The organism is Parabacteroides sp. CH2-D42-20, assembly GCF_003670185.1.
GTDB lineage: Bacteria > Bacteroidota > Bacteroidia > Bacteroidales > Tannerellaceae > Parabacteroides > Parabacteroides distasonis.
In genome coordinates, this window is the sequence record NZ_RAYG01000004.1 from 130,451 (window position 1) to 150,425 (window position 19,975).

General features: G+C 43.9%; 19 protein-coding genes. 15 read left to right on the forward strand and 4 right to left on the reverse strand.

Annotation, left to right across the window (positions count from 1 at the left end; genetic code table 11):
• Window positions 1-8 precede the first annotated feature (8 nt).
• The 3 genes from D7V92_RS03975 (at window position 9) to D7V92_RS03985 (ending at window position 3,399) form a co-directional block, all read left to right on the forward strand.
• Window positions 9-1,379 carry a sigma-54 dependent transcriptional regulator gene (locus D7V92_RS03975; RefSeq protein WP_121772310.1) on the forward strand — a complete coding sequence of 457 codons (1,371 nt, stop codon included), beginning with the start codon at window positions 9-11 and terminating at the stop codon, window positions 1,377-1,379.
• A gap of 12 nt (window positions 1,380-1,391) precedes the next feature.
• Complete coding sequence (locus D7V92_RS03980) at window positions 1,392-2,693, forward strand: PAS domain-containing sensor histidine kinase (protein ID WP_057319800.1); 1,302 nt, start codon at window positions 1,392-1,394, stop codon at window positions 2,691-2,693.
• Window positions 2,694-3,006: 313 nt separating this feature from the next.
• Entirely contained in the window at window positions 3,007-3,399 is a 393-nt protein-coding gene (locus tag D7V92_RS03985; RefSeq protein WP_057319801.1) for a Dabb family protein, read from the forward strand.
• A gap of 65 nt (window positions 3,400-3,464) precedes the next feature.
• Here the strand turns inward: D7V92_RS03985 and D7V92_RS03990 are convergent, their stop codons facing one another.
• Window positions 3,465-4,562, reverse strand: coding sequence for a phosphotransferase enzyme family protein (locus tag D7V92_RS03990; RefSeq protein WP_005854705.1), 1,098 nt, complete (start codon window positions 4,560-4,562; stop codon window positions 3,465-3,467).
• Window positions 4,563-4,651: 89 nt separating this feature from the next.
• Window positions 4,652-4,906 (reverse strand): type B 50S ribosomal protein L31, encoded by a 255-nt coding sequence (locus D7V92_RS03995; protein WP_005854707.1) that lies wholly within the window; start codon window positions 4,904-4,906, stop codon window positions 4,652-4,654.
• 223 nt (window positions 4,907-5,129) lie between these two features.
• Between D7V92_RS03995 and D7V92_RS04000 the strand changes: the two genes are divergently transcribed.
• The 10 genes from D7V92_RS04000 (at window position 5,130) to lepB (ending at window position 13,537) form a co-directional block, all read left to right on the forward strand.
• Window positions 5,130-6,128, forward strand: a complete 999-nt coding sequence (locus tag D7V92_RS04000) for a class II fructose-bisphosphate aldolase (protein WP_036613082.1) — start codon at window positions 5,130-5,132, stop codon at window positions 6,126-6,128.
• Between the two features lie 399 nt (window positions 6,129-6,527).
• A complete protein-coding gene (locus tag D7V92_RS04005) occupies window positions 6,528-7,406 on the forward strand; it encodes a DUF1573 domain-containing protein (protein WP_034531973.1) in 879 nt (292 codons plus the stop codon).
• A gap of 207 nt (window positions 7,407-7,613) precedes the next feature.
• On the forward strand, window positions 7,614-7,832 hold the full coding sequence (locus D7V92_RS04010) for an NVEALA domain-containing protein (RefSeq protein WP_034531971.1): 219 nt from the start codon (window positions 7,614-7,616) through the stop codon (window positions 7,830-7,832).
• Window positions 7,833-7,976: 144 nt separating this feature from the next.
• Window positions 7,977-8,993 (forward strand): 6-bladed beta-propeller, encoded by a 1,017-nt coding sequence (locus D7V92_RS04015; RefSeq protein ID WP_008773421.1) that lies wholly within the window; start codon window positions 7,977-7,979, stop codon window positions 8,991-8,993.
• Between the two features lie 6 nt (window positions 8,994-8,999).
• Complete coding sequence (locus D7V92_RS21955) at window positions 9,000-9,557, forward strand: hypothetical protein (protein WP_036613077.1); 558 nt, start codon at window positions 9,000-9,002, stop codon at window positions 9,555-9,557.
• Window positions 9,539-9,751 (forward strand): NVEALA domain-containing protein, encoded by a 213-nt coding sequence (locus D7V92_RS04025; protein ID WP_008774513.1) that lies wholly within the window; start codon window positions 9,539-9,541, stop codon window positions 9,749-9,751. Before D7V92_RS21955 ends, D7V92_RS04025 begins: the two co-directional genes overlap by 19 nt.
• Before the next feature lie 113 nt (window positions 9,752-9,864).
• The gene (locus D7V92_RS04030) at window positions 9,865-10,878 is read left to right on the forward strand and encodes a BF3164 family lipoprotein (protein WP_008774512.1); all 1,014 of its coding nucleotides are present in this window, start codon (window positions 9,865-9,867) and stop codon (window positions 10,876-10,878) included.
• A gap of 10 nt (window positions 10,879-10,888) precedes the next feature.
• Window positions 10,889-12,226 (forward strand): glycosyltransferase, encoded by a 1,338-nt coding sequence (locus D7V92_RS04035; protein WP_121772311.1) that lies wholly within the window; start codon window positions 10,889-10,891, stop codon window positions 12,224-12,226.
• Window positions 12,223-12,672: a cysteine peptidase family C39 domain-containing protein gene (locus D7V92_RS04040; protein WP_083434113.1), complete on the forward strand. Its 450-nt coding sequence runs from the start codon at window positions 12,223-12,225 to the stop codon at window positions 12,670-12,672. Before D7V92_RS04035 ends, D7V92_RS04040 begins: the two co-directional genes overlap by 4 nt.
• Window position 12,673: 1 nt before the next feature.
• Window positions 12,674-13,537 carry a signal peptidase I gene (gene lepB / locus D7V92_RS04045; RefSeq protein ID WP_121772312.1) on the forward strand — a complete coding sequence of 288 codons (864 nt, stop codon included), beginning with the start codon at window positions 12,674-12,676 and terminating at the stop codon, window positions 13,535-13,537.
• A gap of 164 nt (window positions 13,538-13,701) precedes the next feature.
• Here lepB and D7V92_RS04050 read toward each other — a convergent pair whose 3' ends face one another.
• Window positions 13,702-15,708 carry a hypothetical protein gene (locus tag D7V92_RS04050; RefSeq protein WP_121772313.1) on the reverse strand — a complete coding sequence of 669 codons (2,007 nt, stop codon included), beginning with the start codon at window positions 15,706-15,708 and terminating at the stop codon, window positions 13,702-13,704.
• Window positions 15,709-15,797: 89 nt separating this feature from the next.
• On the opposite strand from D7V92_RS04050, the gene D7V92_RS04055 reads away from it, so the two are divergent.
• Both D7V92_RS04055 and D7V92_RS04060 read left to right on the forward strand, forming a co-directional pair.
• Entirely contained in the window at window positions 15,798-16,421 is a 624-nt protein-coding gene (locus tag D7V92_RS04055; RefSeq protein WP_008780164.1) for a DUF4923 family protein, read from the forward strand.
• Window positions 16,422-16,427: 6 nt separating this feature from the next.
• Window positions 16,428-17,795 (forward strand): MFS transporter, encoded by a 1,368-nt coding sequence (locus D7V92_RS04060; RefSeq protein WP_008773415.1) that lies wholly within the window; start codon window positions 16,428-16,430, stop codon window positions 17,793-17,795.
• On the opposite strand, the gene D7V92_RS04065 is transcribed toward D7V92_RS04060, so the two are convergent.
• Entirely contained in the window at window positions 17,766-19,910 is a 2,145-nt protein-coding gene (locus D7V92_RS04065; RefSeq protein ID WP_121772314.1) for an HRDC domain-containing protein, read from the reverse strand. The two genes, D7V92_RS04060 and D7V92_RS04065, sit on opposite strands and share 30 nt — an antisense overlap.
• Window positions 19,911-19,975: the final 65 nt, after the last annotated feature.

A 19,975-nucleotide genomic window follows, 5' to 3' on the forward strand; every position in this document is an offset into this window, starting at 1 on the left:
TTGATTATATGATACTGATAATAGATGATGACGCGGCTGTTCGTTCCTCGCTTACATTCCTGCTAAAACGTGCGGGTTTCCGGCCGGAGGCGGTTCCGGGGCCGAAGGAGGCCTTGGAGGTGGTCCGTGCCACGGCGCCGGAGCTGATCTTGATGGATATGAACTTCACGCTGACTACCACGGGCGAGGAGGGGATTCAATTATTGAGACAGGTGAAGATCTTTCGTCCCGATGTACCTGTGATCTTGATGACCGCTTGGGGATCGATCTCTTTGGCGGTGCAGGGAATGCAAGCCGGGGCCTTCGATTTTATCACGAAGCCTTGGAATAACTTGGTATTATTGAAATCGATCCGGACCGCCTTGGAATTGAGCGAGCAGAAGAAAGAGACAAACGCTCCCTTGAACCGTTCGGATGCCGACCATAAATTTCATTTTGATAAGATCGTGGGGCAAAGTGCCGCTTTGATGGATATATTGGGGACGGTCTCGCGTATCGCCCCGACAAATGCCTCTGTTTTGATTACCGGCGAGAGCGGTACGGGTAAAGAGCTGATCGCGGAAGCGATCCATGCGAATAGCCCTCGGTCGAAAGAGGCTTTCGTGAAGGTAAACCTAGGCGGACTATCCCAGAGTCTTTTTGAGAGCGAGATGTTCGGACATAAGAAGGGGGCTTTTACGGACGCGTACATGGATCGGGTAGGGCGTTTCGAGATGGCGAACAAAGGTACGATCTTCTTGGATGAGATCGGCGATTTGGAACTGTCTTGCCAAGTAAAGCTGCTTCGGGTATTGCAAGACCAGACCTTTGAGGTCTTGGGGGATAGCCGCCCACGGAAGGTGGATATACGGGTCGTAAGCGCTACGAACCGGGATTTACGATCGATGGTGGCGGACCGTACGTTCCGTGAGGATCTTTTTTACCGGATCAATTTGATCACGGTGCATTTACCCGCCTTGCGTGAGCGAAGGGAGGATATCCCATTGCTGGCCCGATATTTCGCGGATAAGCAATCGGAGGTCAATGGGCTACCGAGGGTGGAGTTCTCATCGGATGCCCAGACCTATTTAAGCCGTCTCCCTTTTCCCGGTAATATCCGTGAGTTGAAGAACTTGGTGGAGCGGACGATCCTTGTGTCGGGTAAGACGCTTTTGGATGCCGCTGATTTCGAGGTTCATTGCATGAATACATCCGGCTCTAAATCGACGATTCCGTCTTCTTTGGAGGGCTTGACCTTGGATGAGTTGGAGAAGCAAACCATCTTACGCTCCTTGGAAGCGCATGGAGGTAATTTATCGCATGTCGCTACGGCACTGGGAATCAGTCGTGCCGCCTTGTACCGGAGATTAGAGAAATACGGAATCCCGATCGATAAATAAGAAGAGGCGAGGATGAGGCTGAAAGGATTATTTTGGATATTGACGACGCTGCTGTTGACTATATTGGCGGTGGTGACTTATTATGTCTTTTATACGTCTTCTATCCGGATGTTTTTTGCGGTAGAAGCCTTGGTCTTGCTTACGATCATCTATTTATTTGTCTTTTATCGCCGTATCATAAAGCCCTTGCATATCATCGGTAACGGTATGGAGTTGTTGAAAGAGCAAGACTTTAGTTCCCGCTTGGGAAAGGTCGGGCAAACGGAGGCGGACCGGGTGGTCGATGTGTTTAATAAGATGATGGAGCAGTTGAAGAATGAGCGTTTGCACCTCCGGGAGCAAAACCATTTCTTGGACTTGCTGGTCAACGCCTCTCCGATGGGAGTGATCATCTTGAACTTGGATGAGGAGATTCTATCCATGAACCCGGCCGCGTGTAAATTGTTTGGCGCGCAAAGCTCGGAGGATATGGTGGGAAAACGTTTTCTTCAACTAGATTCTCCCTTGGCGGAAGAATTGGTACGGGTTCCGATGTATCAAGCGCAAACCGTCCGGCTGAACGACGCTAATATTTATAAATGTACGCATTCCTCATTCGTAGACCGGGGTTTTCACCACCAATTTTATTTGATAGAGACGTTGACCCAAGAGGTGTTCAAGGCCGAGAAGAAGGCGTATGAGAAGGTGATACGTATGATCTCTCATGAGGTGAATAATACGACCGCGGGTATCACCTCTACCTTGGATACGCTGGAGTCCACTTTCAGTGGGATGGAGGATATGGAGGATGTCTGCGAGGTTTTGCGGGTCTCCATAGAACGTTGTTATAGCATGAGCCATTTTATCACCAATTTCGCTGATGTGGTGCGTATACCCGAACCTCAAAGCCGTCCGCAAGAATTGAACCAAGTGGTGTTCGCTTGCAAACGCTTTATGGAGACGGTTTGCCAGAACCGGAATATCGAGATTGTCATGGATCTGAGCGAGGAATCTCCAGTCGTGAATTTGGATAATTCCTTATTCGAGCAAGTCTTGGTCAATATTATCAAGAATGCCGCCGAATCCATCGATCGGGATGGAAAGATCTATATCCGGACGACAGTGCGTCCCACCTGCTTGGAGATCGCCGATACGGGCAAGGGCATCGACAAGGATACGGAAACGAAACTATTCAGCCCGTTCTTCTCTACGAAGCCGAACGGACAGGGCATCGGCTTGATCTTTATCCGTGAGGTGCTGTTAAAACATGATTGCCGATTCTCTCTTCGCTCTTATCCGGATGGATTGACGAGGTTTAAGATTTGGTTCGCTTGAAAATAATCCCTTTATAGTATTAGGTTTTTCCCTTGTAGGTTTAGGCTGTATCCTTACAGATGTTAGCCCTTTTGTCTGCTTGTGTTCATCATGCGACAGCCGTTGCATGATCTTCCACCAACTGTTGCATGATCTTCTACCAGCCGTTGCATGATCGTCCAACAGTTGATAGATGATGGATGTCTCTAGAGGAAAAGTCTAAAGATAGGGATGGAAAGGACTAAGGGATACGGAGGTTTTGGACAAGTTGTACTGGATTTTATACTATCTTTGCAACGTATAACAAAGCAATAGAAATCTAATCTTGAATATCATGAAGAAAGTAGTATCTGTATTATCTATCCTTGCGGTTATCGCGTTCTCGGTATCTATGGTAGGCTGTTCGAATACTCAAAAGCCGGAGAAAGTTCTTCGCCATGTTGTTATGTTCGGTTTTAAGCCGGATGTGTCCGAGGCGCAGGTGAAAGAGGTTGAGGATGCCTTTAGTAAGTTGCCTTCTCAAATCGATTTGATCAAAGGATATGAGTGGGGAACAGATTGTAGTCCGGAGGGATTGCAACAGGGCTTGACTCATTGCTTTTTCTTGACTTTTCATTCGGATGCGGATCGGGACGCCTATTTGGTACATCCGGCGCATAAAGCGTTTGGCAAGGTGTTAGGAGGGAAGGCATCGGCGGTTACGGTGTTGGATTATTGGACGAAATAAAAAGAATGGGCGGGATGAATCGATGAGTCATCCCGCCCGTTTTTATATTCCTCAGTTACTTTATATTATAACCATTGATTCATGAACTGATCCATCTCTTCCGCATGGGCTTCTAGGCTTTGAAGTAGCTTGAATTGGGCTTTTGTGCGGATTAAGTTATGTTTCGGGCTATGGATCTTGTAATAGGTATCGCCGTTGATATAATCGGTTAAGAAACGAACGGTCTGCATATAAGTCAATAAGCGTCCACCGTAAGGTAGCAATTTGATCTCGGTAGGAGTTAAGAACGCCTTGGCTTTTTCCATATATCCACGGGTATAGGCTTTGAATATCTCCATATTAACGTTTACGTTATCCAGATTCTCATCGTCCTCGGCACCCGTATTGGCTCCGGTACGGATAAAGTCGCCGATATCGGAAAGGACGAAGCCCGGCATCACGGTGTCCAAGTCGATCACGCAAAGCACCTTGTCGCTATCAGCGTCAAACATCATATTGTTAACTTTTGTATCGCAATGGTTCGTGCGTTTCTTCAATTGGCCCTCACGGTACAGGCGTTCTTGGATGCACATCGCTTCGGCACGTTTCTCGATCTCCTCTACCAAATCTTTCACCTCTTCCAACCGGCCTGCCGGATTAGCGGCTACAGCCTCATGGAATTGTCGCAAGCGGAACTCCATATTATGGAAATCCGGGATGGTCTCGCCCAGCGTACCCTCGGGTATATCGGACAACATGGTCTGGAAATCACCGAACGCTTTGCCAGCCTCATAAGAAAGCTCAGGAGTTACTTCCTCATAGCTTTTGCTGCGAGGGATGAATAGGCATACCCGCCAATAACTATCTCCATCGAAATAATATTTTTTCCCGTCTTTAGTCGGCAAGAAGGTTAATACCTTACGGTCGATATCCGTTTCACCTTTTTCCTCCAGCTTTTTGCGGATATGAGTGGTAACCACATGGATGTTATTTTGCAGCATATCCACGTTGGTGAAGATTAAATGGTTGATACGCTGTAGCACGTATTTGATCTCCCCTTTCTCGTTGGTCACTTTCAATGTATCATTAATGTGTCCGTTTCCGAATGGTTCAGCGGAAACTACTTTCTCGTCCAACTGGAACTGATCCAAGATGTTTAGTAATTGTTCTTTCGTTTTTGCCATGATATTTCATTATGTTAACTCCCGCGAAGATACAAAAAAAGGCCACGATACAAATCGTGACCTTTTTTTATTTCTTAAAGAAAGAAATCTTATTTCTTGTTACGGTTACCATAACGGCTCATGAACTTATCAACACGTCCGGCTGTATCGACCAACTTAGACTTACCAGTGTAGAACGGGTGAGAAGTATTAGAGATCTCGACCTTTACCAACGGATAAGTTACGCCGTCGATCTCGATCGTCTCTTTAGCGTTAATAGTAGAACGAGTGATGAATACATCATCGTTTGACATGTCCTTAAATACTACAGGACGATAATTTTCAGGATGAATACCTTTTTTCATTGCTTTATTATCTATTTTAATTTATACTCTGTATATATTTGGTAACCGGTATTTTGGCTTGCAAAGGTAAGGGTTTGCCACAAACAAACAAAGAAAATCGTATTATTTTTTTCAAGGGCGTTGATTTTGTGTTATTTTATATGCTTTGAAGCATCATTTGTCGTGAATCTTGATTATCTTTGTGCAAGTTTTTAATCATTAACGTAATAACATAATAACAACTATGGTAAATTACAAAGATTTGGGCTTGGTGAACACAAAAGAAATGTTCGCTAAGGCTATCAAGGGCGGATATGCTATCCCTGCTTTCAACTTCAATAACATGGAACAGATGCAGGCTATCATCAAGGCTGCTGTAGAGACAAAATCTCCGGTTATTTTGCAAGTTTCTAAGGGCGCTCGCCAGTACGCAAACGCTACTTTGCTTCGTTACATGGCACAAGGTGCTGTTGAATATGCTAAGGAATTAGGTTGCCCGAATCCTCAGATTGTTCTTCACTTAGACCATGGTGATACGTTTGAGACTTGCAAGAGCTGTATCGACTCTGGCTTCTCTTCTGTAATGATCGACGGTTCTCACCTTCCTTACGAGGAGAACGTTGCTTTGACGAAGAAAGTTGTTGAGTACGCTCATCAATTTGATGTAACTGTAGAAGGCGAGCTTGGTGTATTGGCTGGTGTTGAGGATGAGGTTTCTTCAGACCACCACACGTATACCAATCCTGAGGAAGTTATCGACTTCGCTACTCGTACGGGCTGCGATTCTTTGGCTATCTCAATCGGTACTTCTCACGGTGCTTATAAGTTCACTCCGGAGCAATGTACGATCGACCCTGTTACAGGTAAGATGGTTCCTCCTCCATTGGCATTCGACGTTTTGGACGCTGTTATGGAGAAACTTCCGGGATTCCCTATCGTTCTTCACGGTTCTTCTTCTGTTCCTCAGGAAGAGGTTGAGACTATCAACCAATATGGTGGCGCTTTGAAGGCTGCTATCGGTATTCCTGAAGAGTGGTTGCGTAAGGCTGCTACATCTTCTGTATGTAAGATCAATATCGACTCAGACTCTCGTTTGGCGATGACTGCCGCTATCCGCAAGACTTTTGCTGAGAAACCGGCTGAATTCGATCCTCGTAAATATCTGGGCCCGGCTCGTGATAACATGGAGAAACTTTACAAACACAAGATCATCAACGTTCTTGGTTCTAACGACAAGTTGTAATCGGAACATAAGATTCTTTCTATATAAAAGAAGGCCATCTCGGAAACGGGATGGCCTTTTTGCGTTAAAGGGGTCACATTTTTTCATCATAGTGGTTTCAGGATATATACTTACTTGGCCATAGAAGATATACTGCAAGTGCCCATGGATATGTACTTACTTCGCTTAGTAAGTATATCCTTGAGAAAAGAATATTAATTTTTTTTGTTAATTTTTTTTACTTTTTCTTGTTGGTTCGATGTTTTTTTTATATATTGCCATCGTGATTACCGTTACATCTGTTTAATACGTCTTTTTTTAATTTAGTCCCTCTAGAGAAAGAAACTATCCGGCTGATATGGAAACTTTATGAAGAAAAGATTTCAGGTGTTTTTTACAGACTCTTAAATTGATAGGCTTATGAAAAGGAACACATGGCTTATGCTGCTGACTTTTATCATGTTTTTATCCTGTGGCAGGCAAAAGGGCGATAATGAGCTGCTTCCCATCGTTAAGGAATGGTATGGGAAAGAGGTTAAATTCCCGGATCATCCCGTATTCACACTTTACGGCAAAGATACTGTGGACTACTCGATACCCCAGTCTCCCTATAAGGTGTTGGTGTATGTGGATTCCTCCGGTTGTGTGGACTGTAAACTGCAATTGCAGAAATGGCAGGAATTGATTAAGTATACTAATTCGATAAGCGATGGGGAAATCCCTTTCCTGTTTTTCTTTTTCCCGAAAGACTATAAGGAGTTGTGCCAATTCTTTAAAAGGGATCTGTTCGACTTGCCGGTCTGCATCGATTTTGATGGCGAGCTGAACAAGTTAAACGATTTCCCACCATTCCCCCAGTTCCATACCTTATTATTAGATAAAGACAATAAGGTCTTGGTGATCGGCAATCCTGTGCATAGTACGGAGATCCGAAGCCTGTATTTCAAGCAGCTGTCGGAGACCTACGATACAGCCAACGAAAAAGATGACAAATTGATAACAACGAGCGAGGTAAGCCCCATCAAGGCCGATTTGGGAACCTTGAAGGTAGGCGACAGCAAGAAACAGCTTTTCGAGGTAAAGAATACGGGTGATAAGCCGCTGGTTATCATTGCCACAAGCTCCACTTGCGGTTGCGCCTCGGTAGAATATCCGAAACAGCCCATTCCCCCGGGTGGAATCGCTACCGTGGAAGTCACGATGAATCCCAAGGATGTCGGCTTCTTCAATGAGATCATTCAGTTGAAATGCAATACCGAATATCCGGCCAAGCTCCGGATCCGAGGTAGAGCGGAATAAATAATCATCGGGTAAAGAAAGGAGAGGTTTGCCCTGCGCCTCGAAACACTTGGCAAACTCTCCCCACTACCCCTTAAAAAAGAAAGGAGGTGTACAAAGGTACGGAAAGTTATCGACCTATACGTTAGGTTTTGGCAATTTCCATAAGTTTAATAGGCTTAGGAAGTGTGGGTTATTTCCAATTAACAAATCAAAAACAAGAACATTATGCTTAAGAAAATTTTAACAATAGGTAGCTTTGCGGCGATAGCAGCCGCTTTCGGGTTCAATAATACCGGTAGTACTAACGAGGAGGTTTCAGTTTCTGATCTTATGTCGGCTAACACTGAGGCGCTGGCTGATTGCCTGAATGGGTGTGTAGAAAATGGAAATGGATGTTATTGTAATGGTTGGTATCCTTGTTATAAAGAATATAGTGGCGGGTAATTCGAGCCAGTGTTATCTTATAGCTTCATAAGGTTCATATAAGTATAACGTTTTGGAGGTTAAATGTATTTTAACCTCCAATTATTGTAAATGTTAATTGAATGAAAAAATATCGATTTGTCAACGTTCTAAAAAATGTTGTTTATGTATAAAGTCATCTGTCAACTTTTATTAATAACTTTTTGCTGGAGTTGTTCTTCTGATTCCACCACAGCAAAATATCAATCGAAAAGGGAAAATATAATTAATGTGCATGATCAAATAAAAGGCATATCAATAGAGAATGTTCTTATTAGTAATTTCGCATTGATGCAGATTATTGATAAGTATTTGTTCATCACTGATTATAAATCGGCAAACGAATTAATCCATATTTTTAACAAGAGTGATTTTAAATATGTAGCAAGTACCGCTCTTAAAGGGCAAGGGCCCGGAGAGATCACCAATATAGGTCATATTGCGGAAGATAAAGCGCATCGTAAGTTTTATGTATCAGATCATGGTAAAAATAAAATTTTCAGTTTTGATATCGATAGCGCAATAGCAGATCCTGCCTATCTTCCTATTGAGAAGATGAAAATGGGCGAAGATGTTTTTCCAGACAGATATGTATATATTAATGATACATTGTCTATCGCTATAACCATACACCGTCTTAGTAGTCATGATTTTTTACCGGTGATAGGAAAATTAAACATGCGGTCCAGAGAAATAACCCCTATGCCTTATACGATTAATCCAAAGGTTAAAAAGAAACGAATTACTTTCGCTGTATCTTTAAAGGATAGTATTTATGTGGAGTGTTATGCGCCACATGATTTGATGACTATTTGTAGTCTTGATGGAGATCTGAAATATAATGTGTACGGTCCTAAGTGGGATACAGAGACACACGGTAAAGATTTCTTCGGTCCTGTTATATTTTGTGGAAATAGGATAGTTGCCCTTTATTCGGGGGAGAGATCTTTTACAAAAGAGCGAAAATCTAATTTGCCTACCCAATTTGTCGTTTTTGACTTGGAGGGTAATTATTTAAAAACATTAGAAACGGGATATAAGATTGCAAATATTTGTTATGATGAGAGCAATCATCGAATTATAATGAATATGAATGACACCATGCAATTCACTTATCTAGATGTAGGAACCCTATTAGATTAGAAAGCCATGACCCTATTATTCGACATATACCCCGCCATCGGCCACTTGAACGCAAGTTTTGCGCTAGCGAATCAGTGGCGGGAGAGAGAGCATCGAGTTGTTTATTGCGCGGTAGAAGCCGAGCATAAGAAGCGGATAGAAGATAATGGTTTTGAGTGCGTTATGCTGGATTATCTTTTGGACTCGGACAAGCAAGAGCTGCGTGTAAAGGGTCTGCGTTTTATCTTGGAATGCGTAATCTCTGCGTTTACACAAGAAAGGGAACAGGCTTTTTCCCGGAGAGCGGCCGATTGGGAAAAAAAGATTGCGGAGCTGTCTCCCGATCGTGTATGTATGGATGCCCAATGCGCCATGCATATGGCCTTGTATCATAAGCTGGGAATTCCCGTCATCGCTGTAGAGACACTACCCCTTAAAAAGAAAGGAGGTGTACAAAGGTACGAAAAGTTATCGACCTATAAGTTAGGTTTTGGCAATTTCCATAAGTTTAATAGGCTTAGGAAGTGTGGATTATTTCCAATTAACAAATCAAAAACAAGAACATTATGCTTAAGAAAATTTTAACAATAGGTAGCTTTGCGGCGATAGCAGCCGCTTTCGGGTTCAATAATACCGATAGTACTAACGAGGAGGTTTCAGTTTCCGATCTTATGTCGGCGAACACTGAGGCGCTGGCTTACTGCCCGAATGGGTGTGTAGATGGTAGTGGTGTATGCGAGTGTAATGGCATTTATTTCTATCGAGAATATGGCATGTAAGTTTATGATAATATCAGCTTAACTAGTTTAGATGTTTAGGGGTTAAATAGATCATTAATCCCTAAGCATTCTAAAAAAGGAAATATGTTTCACAAAATCAAACAGTACTCGATATGAATAAAATAGTCTGCCTATTTCTTCTGATCGTTTTTTGTTGGGGATGTTCCTCAAACTCTGCGACTGAAAAACACCAAGGAAAAAGAGATAATGTAATCAATGTTCGTGATCGGATAAAGGAGATCGTGATAGAAGATATCCTTGTCAATAGCTATTCATGGCCAATTGTAATAGATAATTATATGCTTATCACCGATTATAAAACAGCAAATGAGTTTGTACATATTTTTGATAAGAACGACTTTAAGTATATAACAAGTATTGCCCCAAGAGGACAAGGACCGGGAGAGATCGCACGTATAGGGTCTATAGAAGAAGATAAAATGAATCGTAAGTTTTACGTGTCAGATTTTGGTAAATATAAGATTTTTAGCTATGATTTGGATAGTGCGATAGCAGATCCGGCATATTTACCTATTGAAAAAATGACAATGAATGAACAACTAGTTATAGAGAAATATACATACATTAACGACACATTATCTATTGGAGTCATTATACAACGTTTAGGCAACGGTAATTTCAATCCAATTGTTGCAAAATTCAATATGGCAACCGGCAAAATAACACCTATGAGTTATACTACTCATCCGGATGTTAAAAAGAAACGTGTTTGTTTTGATATCTCTATGGAACATGGTATTTATGTGGAGACTTATATCCCTCATGATTTGATGACAATATGTAATCTAGATGGAACATTAAAGTATAATGTATATGGAACTGAGTGGAGTACGGAAACGCATGGCATTGACTATTATGGACCTGTGGTATTTTGTAATAATAGAATAGTCGCTCTTTACTCTGGAAATAAATCTTTCACAAATGGAAAGACTAATTATCCCACAAAATTTGTAGTTTTCGATTTGGATGGTAATTATCTAAAGACGTTAGAAACCGGATATCCGGTCATAAGATTTTGCTATGATAAAGACAATAACCGAATTTTAATGAGCCTGAATGCAGATATACAGTTCGCCTATCTAGATGTAGGGGACTTACTAAATTAATTAAAGAGCCATGACCCTATTATTCGACATATATCCGGCCATCGGCCACTTGAACGCAAGTTTTGCGCTTGCGAATCAGTGGCGGGAGAGACAGCATCGAGTTGTTTATTGTGCGGTAGAAGCCGAGCATAAAAAGATTATTGAGACTAAGGGATTTGAGTGTATCATGCTGGATTATCCCTTAGAGTCTGATAAACAGGAGCTACGTGTAAAAGGATTGCGTTTTATTGGGGAGTGTTTCTCCTCTGTGTTTACGCAAAAAAGGAAGCATGCCTTTTTCCGGGAAATAGCCGATTGGGAAAACCGGATTACATCCTTATCTCCCGATCGTGTCTATTTGGATGCCCAATGCGCCTTGCGCACGGCCTTGTATCATAAGCTGGGAATTCCTGTCGTATTAGTAGAGACAATGCCGCTATCCCTTTATGACCCTTGGGTTCCTCCTTTCACCTCCGGCCTGATCCCTAAGCAGACAAGCATATCTAGGCTGGGCATACGCTTGGCGTGGGAAAAGATCGTGATAGTGAGAAAAATCAGGAACCTGTTTTTCTCTATGCTGCTATGTAGACAAGACTATTTCTCTTTGTATAAGAGGCTTTTCTTAGAATGTGGTTTCCCTTTTGAGGAGAAGATCGATTGGAGGCGGCCTTTTATAATAGGAATAAAAGAGAGTAAGATCCTGTCTATGAATCCCTCAAGCCTTGATTTTCCCCGTAAATATCCACCTAATTGCCAATATGCGCCCTCTAGAGTGGACTTGATGCGGGAGGATCCCATGCTCAACCAACGATATGCCCGGGTCATGGAGGAGGTTTGTTTACAGAAGCAGCAACGCCCGGATATCAAGATCATCTATTGTTTTTCAAGTACCGTTATGGGGTTTGAAAAACGATCTAAGATCATTTTCATGAAAATAAGGGATATTTGCTTACGAAATCCTCAATTTGTTTTCATACTATCTGTAGGAAAGTATCATAATACCTCTTATTTACTCCCTTGTCCGTCCAATCTATATGTGTTCCAACAGGTACCCCAGTTGCACTTGCTTTCATACTGCGACTTGATGATCACGTCTGGCGGGATGAATAGCATCGCGGAATGTATCGAAAAGGAGGTACCCATGCTTGTATGCCCCTTATCATTAAAATCGGATCAATTAGGAAACTCAGCGCGGGTGGTCTATCACGGTTTGGGGTTGAGGGCACGTATTAAGTTGGACTCTTCACGAACAATCGAGAAGAGAATCGTCCAACTGTTTGAGAATTATGCTACTTTCAAACGAAATCTTTCCATGATGCGAACAAAGATCTTGGCGGAAAGTACGGCTATAAATACAGAGGCAATATGAAATCACTCCGCTTTATACGAAAGACATTTGTGTATCGGGATATTCCATCTTCCGGGGTGATGTGTCTGCTATCAATCATAAGATACCATAAAGGAGCTGTAGATTCTGCCCGTTTATTGCCAGCCTGCCAGTCAACAGACGGAAGAACTTTTCTATCCGATTTGGCGAACGTGGCGGAAACGGTGGGATTACGTACGCAAACCGGAGCGTCTACCTTGTCGAACTTGAAAAAATTCCCCCATCCGGTCATCTTACATATAAGGAATGATTGGGGAGCGTATGACTTCGCTGTGTGTTATGGCTTTCATGGAGGATTCTTTTTGGTGGGCGTGCCTAATTGGGGATTGATGGAATTTAGGGAAATGGAGATGGAGGTGTTATGGGAATCTCGTGTGCTACTGTATTTGGAACCTACGGGTGCTTTTAAAAGGAAATCGTTCTTGTAAGATGAAGAAAAATGAGAAAATAGATCTTGTTTACAAGCTCTGCCGATATGTGGTCGATACGCTATTTTGGGGCTGTATGGTCGTGGCCTTATTCGTGGTTATGCAAATGTTCCTCTTCTCGTCCTTTAAGATCCCGAGCAATTCCATGGAACCCGGACTGATAGCGGGAGACTATGTGCTGGTGAACAAGCTGATTCCTGGAGCCCGTTTGTTCAACGTTTTCGCTTCTTTGCGTGGCGAGCAGGTTCAGATCGTTCGTCTACCGGGGCTAAGAGAGATAAGGAGAAATGACGTGGTCGTGTTTAATTATCCGTACCCTAACGATTCGGACAAGATAGGGATGCATATGATGAAATATTACATTAAACGTTGTCTGGGGTTGCCGGGTGATAGTCTATCTATCGTAAATGGTTATTATAGAGTCAATGGGATATTTGAACCCGTAGGGAATATCGAGGGACAAGAACTATTTTCCGTCCAGAGTAACAAAATGCTGAAAGATGCCGGGTTATATTGGAGTTTTCCGAAAGACAGCTTGATAAGTTGGAACGTGAAAAACTTCGGCCCGCTGTATCTCCCAAGGAAAGGGGATGTGATTGATATGAATCGTGAGAACATCAGTATCTATCGTAAGCTGATAGAATGGGAGACCGGCCAAAAGCTTGATCCCCGGATCGTGAGCTACACCTTCCAAAAGAATTACTATTTCGTGGCAGGGGACCGGATCGAGGACTCGCAAGACTCTCGTTATTGGGGCTTGTTGCCTGAAGAATTTATAGTGGGAAAGGCCACCTTTATATGGAGATCCATGAATCCGCAGACAAGGGGGGTACGATGGGATCGTATTTGTAGCCGTATAGAATAACTTGGCGAATAATAATCAAATTGGGGAAAAGTCTTCTTTTTATTGTATAGGTGTGTGCCAAAATGTTGTCGTGTCCATACAGACTTGATCATTCTTTTTGACACACACACATCTGAATCGGTTTGTTCTGGTTGTAAGAGCCAAGTATATGAGGCCTAAGAGTTTTAGTCTTTTAATACCTTACGGAGTGCTTCCAACATCGGATCTACGGTAAGATCGTTGCCGGTAGCTTGCTTGATCCACACATTCGGGGTGAGGCGGCCTTGCTTGAAGATACGGCTAACCTCATTCGCGAAATCCTTGCCGTTGAGGTAGTTCTCAAGTTGGAACTCGATAATCTGTCCGAAAGCGTAGGCGGAAAGGTAGAGCGGATAACCGATCATATGGGAGTAAATCGCTAGGACGGTCTCGTCTTTCACACCGAATACCGGAGCGTAATACTTATTCCAGATTTCCTTGGAAAGACGGATCACGGCCTCCTGCAATTCCCCGGCGGTAGCGTTAGGATGTGCGTACATCCATTTCCATACGGAGATATCCAGCATGGAAACACCGCAAATCTCATACATGCTCCATATCTTATCCAAGATATCCATCTTTTCTTTTTCCGGATTCTCGTCTTTTATGCCCAGTAACTCAAGGTCTCTTTTCTGGAAGACAAAGGCCAGCGCTTCGGTGAAAGCCGTATTGGGAACTCCGTTGAGCATATAATAATCGACATCATATAATGAGATCGTTTGCTCTACGTTGTGCCCAAACTCATGGATGGCGATATTATATCCTTTGTAATCCATCCCTTGTGAAGGAATACGGGTACGTAAACGGGAACGCTGGCCTTTCATGGAGGCTCCCCACGCATGACCGGAACCACGGGCGGGATCGACTGCGATCTTATCCGCCAGATATTGGGCACGATCGGGGCTGAATCCTAGTTTCTGTAAGATTTCCGGTAGCTTCTTTTCCATCGTTACCGCATCGGGATACAGGGTACGGGTTTGCTCGTTTAGCTTGTTCTCGTCCAGATTGCTACGGGCCTTGAAGCCATCGTACCATATATCGTAGGCTTCCAGTTTGCGTCCGAGGCGTTTGGAGATGATTTTCCCCACTTCCTTTAGTTCGGGGGCGGAAAGGAATTGATCGAACAGGGCTTCTACATCGTTGACATCTATTTCCATATCTTCCGTGAACTTACGGTCTATATAGGTGTTTCCCGTATATTTGTCTATACGCTGCATGGCGTTGAAGTTATTCAACATTTTCTGATAGCGGGCCGGGCTTTCAGGGGTACCTTCTAGTTCATTTCCTGCTTGAGATAACGTATTGGCGTACGGGTTCCATTCGTAACGATCCGAGTTGATCACCTCTTTCGGGATTTCTTGCGAGATGATTCGCTTCATGATCTCATATACCATCCGTTGTTTTTCCAATCCCTCTTTTCCTTTGTTATAACTGGCCTTGATCTCGTCGCGAAGGTTCCAATGGCAAAGTAAGCGCATGTCGGAGGGGAAAATGGTTTTTCCTTTAGGAGTTAGTAAATGCCCCATATAGATATTATAATCCGCTATGTAAATATCCGCGTCACTTTCCGTATCTGCGGCGGCTTGCTTTACTTCCGCCGGTATTCGTTCCGTAAACATATCGCCTAGCCGGGCGTAGGCCCATGCTTTACGGTCATCACCTAACGCCTCTTTCTCCTTGAGAGTAAGTTGGGGAAAGTTGAGGGCGATGATGAAGCCGATCTTGTTGGCGTATAGATCGTCCATTAGGTGGGAACTGGGGCTGTAGGATCCGAATTTCTCATCGATGGCGTGTAGAGGTCCGGTATCTAGGTTCAAATTTCGTTGCAGACAGAGTACCATCTCGTTGAAATTGCCATTGATACCTTCAAGATACTCGCTGATCTTGAGGAAAACTTGGTCTTTTTCGGCGGGATCGGATAGATAATTCTCCCGGCAGAAGGTTTGAAACGCTTGCTCATCCCCATCGGAGGTTTGCCAGAGGCGGGCTACTTGCTCGACACCCTTCGTGATTCCTGCTTGATTCTTAGCGTCCTTGGCTATTAGCTCGTCAATCGTAGCTTTTACGATAGAAGGCTGGATGCTGGCTTGCCCTTGCATAAAGCTAAAGGCGCAGGCCAGTAACATACAAATACGTACGACTTGCTTTCTCATGGTATGTTTGTATAAAGTTATTTAAAACAAATGTATGAATAATATTCGTATCTTTGGTCGATTTTTCTAATTGAGTAAAAAACAAAGAGATGAAAAAGTTACTATGTATGTGGATGGTCGTATGCGGCCTTTTGTTGATTCCCGGAAACATGAAGGGACAGTCCTTGAAAGATATCTTAAATTCATCTGCCGTAAAGAACGCCGTGACTTCTGTCACCGGAGGGAAAGCCGTGACTTTCGAGAATTTACAGGGAACTTGGATGTATGTGAACCCTGCCCTGCAACTGGAAGGTGATAATGCCTTGAAGAATGTAGCGGGAAGCTTGGCTGCTACCGAGGCAGAGAAGAAAATGAAGGAATATTGCGCGAAAGTAGGTATCGTGGAAGGTGTATTTAATTATGTCTTTAATTCGGATAGTACGTTTACGAGCGCGTTGAAAAGGGGAAGCCTGAAAGGTACTTACTCGGTGAGTCCGGAAGATAAAACGGTGACGTTACGGTATACGGTGGGTAATAAGAAGCTGACCGTTTCTACGCTTACCGCCCATGTCGTCCTTTCTGGTAATGAGTTGACATTGCTTTTTAACGCGGATAAATTACTGAAGTTCTTGAGCACGGTTTCTTCTATATCCAGCAATACGACCTTGAAAGCTATCAATAAGTTGGCAAGTGAATATGATGGCATGATGCTGGGTTTCGATTTGAAGAAATAATGTAATATGATACGATTTATACCGAGGCGTTATTGGGCAGTAATAGCGGTTGCGTTGGCATTGACCATGTCCGTGTTGGACGGCACGATTGTCAACGTGGCGCTTCCTACCTTGTCCCGTGAATTCGGGACATCCCCTTCCTCCACGATCTGGATTGTCAACGCTTATCAGCTAACGATTACGATGTCTCTTTTATCGTTCTCCGCTTTGGGAGATATTTATGGATATAAGCGGATTTTCTTGATCGGGACGACAATATTCTGCTCAACGTCATTATTCTGTGCCTTATCCTCGTCTTTCGCCATGTTGACGGTCGCGAGAATATTGCAAGGGATCGGAGCCTCGGCTATCATGAGCGTGACGACCGCTTTACTTCGTATTATTTATCCTCCACAATATATAGGGCGGGGAATGAGTATCAATGCCATGGTCGTGGCGGTATCGATTGCTGCCGGGCCGTCGTTGGCGGGCGCTATCTTATCAGTCGCTTCTTGGAATTGGTTGTTCGCTATCAACGTACCTTTAGGGATTTGCGCGATTATAACGGGTTATTTTCTTTTGCCTCAAAATCCTTGCAAGGATGGGCCGAAACGAAAGTTTGATAAGATCGGTGGAATCTCGAATGCCTTGACTTTCGGATTGCTGATTTATTCGTTGGAAGGCATCGCCCATCATGAGAACTGGAGAATGATCGCTTTACAGGTTCTTCTTCTATTGGTGATCGGAACATTTTTTATCCGCAGGCAACTACGGCAGGAGGTTCCGATATTGCCATTGGACTTGATGCGGATTCCGATATTCGCCTTGTCCGTATTATCCTCGATTACTTCATTTACGGCACAGTTGTTGGCGATGGTATCATTACCTTTTTATTTGCAAAATGTAGCCGGAAGAAATGAGGTGGAGACGGGGCTGCTGTTGACTCCTTGGCCGGTAGCGACGATCTTGATCGCTCCGGTGGCCGGGAGGCTGATCGAGAAATATCATCCCGGATTGTTAGGCGGTATCGGAATGGTGGTGTATGCGACCGGACTTCTTCTATTGGCTTTATTGCCGGAGCAACCCACCAATATGGATATCGCTTGGCGATTGATGCTTTGCGGTATGGGTTTTGGCCTGTTCCAGACCCCGAATAATAGTACGATGATATCGGCCGCCCCTCGTTCCCGGAGTGGTGGGGCGAACGGTATGCAAGGTACGGCACGACTGCTGGGGCAAACGCTGGGGACGACATTTGTCGCTTTGATCTTTAGTGTCACCTCTGCGACCGATAGTATGCCGATTTGTATGTATGTGGCGGTCGGTTTCGCTTTAGTCGCCGCTATCGTGAGTTGTCTCCGTATCTCACAGCCCGTTCCCATGCGTGGAAGGTGAGTAGGAAGATACGATTTCTAATAGGGTCTCACCGTAGTTCTCTATGATCTTTTTGCCGATTCCGGGTATCTTCAACAGTTCTTTCGAGTTCGTGGGCAAAGTGTTGCAAACGCCAATTAAGGCTTTCTGTTGCAAGATCGTGTAAGGAGGCAACTCCTTTTCTACGGCAAGCTCGTATCTCCATTGTTTCAAACGGGCATATAGCTCAGGATGTAAGACATCCGTGGAGACGGGGATCTTTTCCGCTTCCGTCGATTTCCGTGTCGATTTCCGCTTGCTGGCAACAGCCGACTCCTCAATGTTCGCTTTAGCCTTGGCGGATAGATAGTCGATGAGACGAAAACCATCTTGGCAGGCTTTTAATGTAGCGACCTTGATCGTAAGCTCATCGCTGAAAGCTTTTAATGCGGATGTAAATGCCTTACGGGCCTCTTTATTGTCGATCTCTACATCGGAAGCCTCTATCAAAGGGAGGCAATAGGTCTCGATCTTTTCCAGAAAGTAAGCGCAACCTTTTCGGATGCGGTCTTGTATATGCTCGTCCGTATCATAGAGATTCGTGCTGGAGATCATACGGGTGAGTTGCTGGCAGAAACGTTCGCCTACTTCTACTATATCCGAACGGAAATAATCCCGTACCCGGGGATATTGGTTGCTTAATTCCGGGTATAGTTTTTGCAGATGGGTGTATGCCGCGTAAGATGTATATTGCAACTTTTGTTGTACGGGATTGAAGTCGAATAGCTCGGTTGCCAATCTCAAATAATACTGTTGTTGGGCTTGACGCAGTTGGTCTTCACACGGTTGACGCTCCGAGAGGGAAGAGGTATAACTTAATATCTTCTCATCGCTAATCATGGCGTTTCGAGTGATCGGGCTACTTAATACCATTCCTTCCAATGTCTTGCAACGGCTCAAAGCAACGTAGACTTGTCCGTGTGAGAAGGCGGCGGATGCGTCGATGATGGCATGCTCGAAAGTCAAGCCTTGGCTTTTATGGATCGTGATCGCCCAAGTGGTTTTCAGTGGGTATTGGCTGAAAGAGCCGGCGATTGTCTCCGTGATATCCTTCGTGTTCTCGTCGATCGTATATTTCACGTTTGTCCATGTCTCCCGGTCTACGGTGATATCGTTTCCTAATTCGTCGGATACGATAATCTTGCTCGGGCTGATGAAGACAATTCGGCCGATCTTTCCGTTATAATATCGTCTTTCGCCGGAAGAGTCGTTTTTTACGAACATGACTTGAGCGTCTTGCTTTAGCTCCAATACCTCGTCGGTCGGGTAGGAGTAAGCCGGAAAGTCATCCTTGATCTCCGCCTTATACGTATAAGCCGGGCCGGGTAATTCTTGCAATTTCCGGTTATTGATTTGCTGGGCTTGATAATTATGGGTTGTCAGCGTGATATAACCCGCTTTGTCATTTGGTTTAAAATTGGGGATATAACGTTGGTTTAAGGTGTGTAGCGTATTCTCGTCGAAGCGGTTTTCCCGGATATTGTTCAATAAGCGTACGAACGTATCGTCCGCTTGGCGATATACTTGAGTTAATTCGATGCAAAGATAATCACTTTCGGAAAGAGCCTTACTGTCAAAAAAGAAGGGAGAGGCGTAATGTTCTCTCAACAAATTCCATTCGTCCTCCTTCGCTACGGGGGCTAATTGTTGTAAATCTCCGATCAATAATAATTGAACGCCCCCAAAGGGTTTATTCCTATCCCGGTAACGACGTAGCATATCACTGATAGCGTCCAGCAAATCGGCACGTACCATACTGACCTCATCAATAACGAGCAGGTCCATACTACGGATGATATTGATCTTATCCCGGCTGAATTTATGAGAATAGGATTTATTTTGCCCGGAGGCCATTTCGCTACCCGGTATATACGGTCCGAAAGGTAGCTGAAAGAAGGAGTGAATGGTTACCCCTCCCGCGTTAATCGCCGCCACTCCGGTAGGTGCTACCACAATCATCCGTTTTGGGGAAGTCTCTTTAAGTTTTTTCAAGAATGTGGTCTTTCCTGTTCCCGCTTTTCCGGTAAGGAAGATGTTGGTTCCGGTATTTTCCAGATAGTTGAAGGCAAGGTCCAATTGTAAATTTGTTTGCATCATATTTAAGTCGTTTAGGTGAATTCACAAATGTACGTATAATCTTTCAAACGTCCTTCTCAAATGGA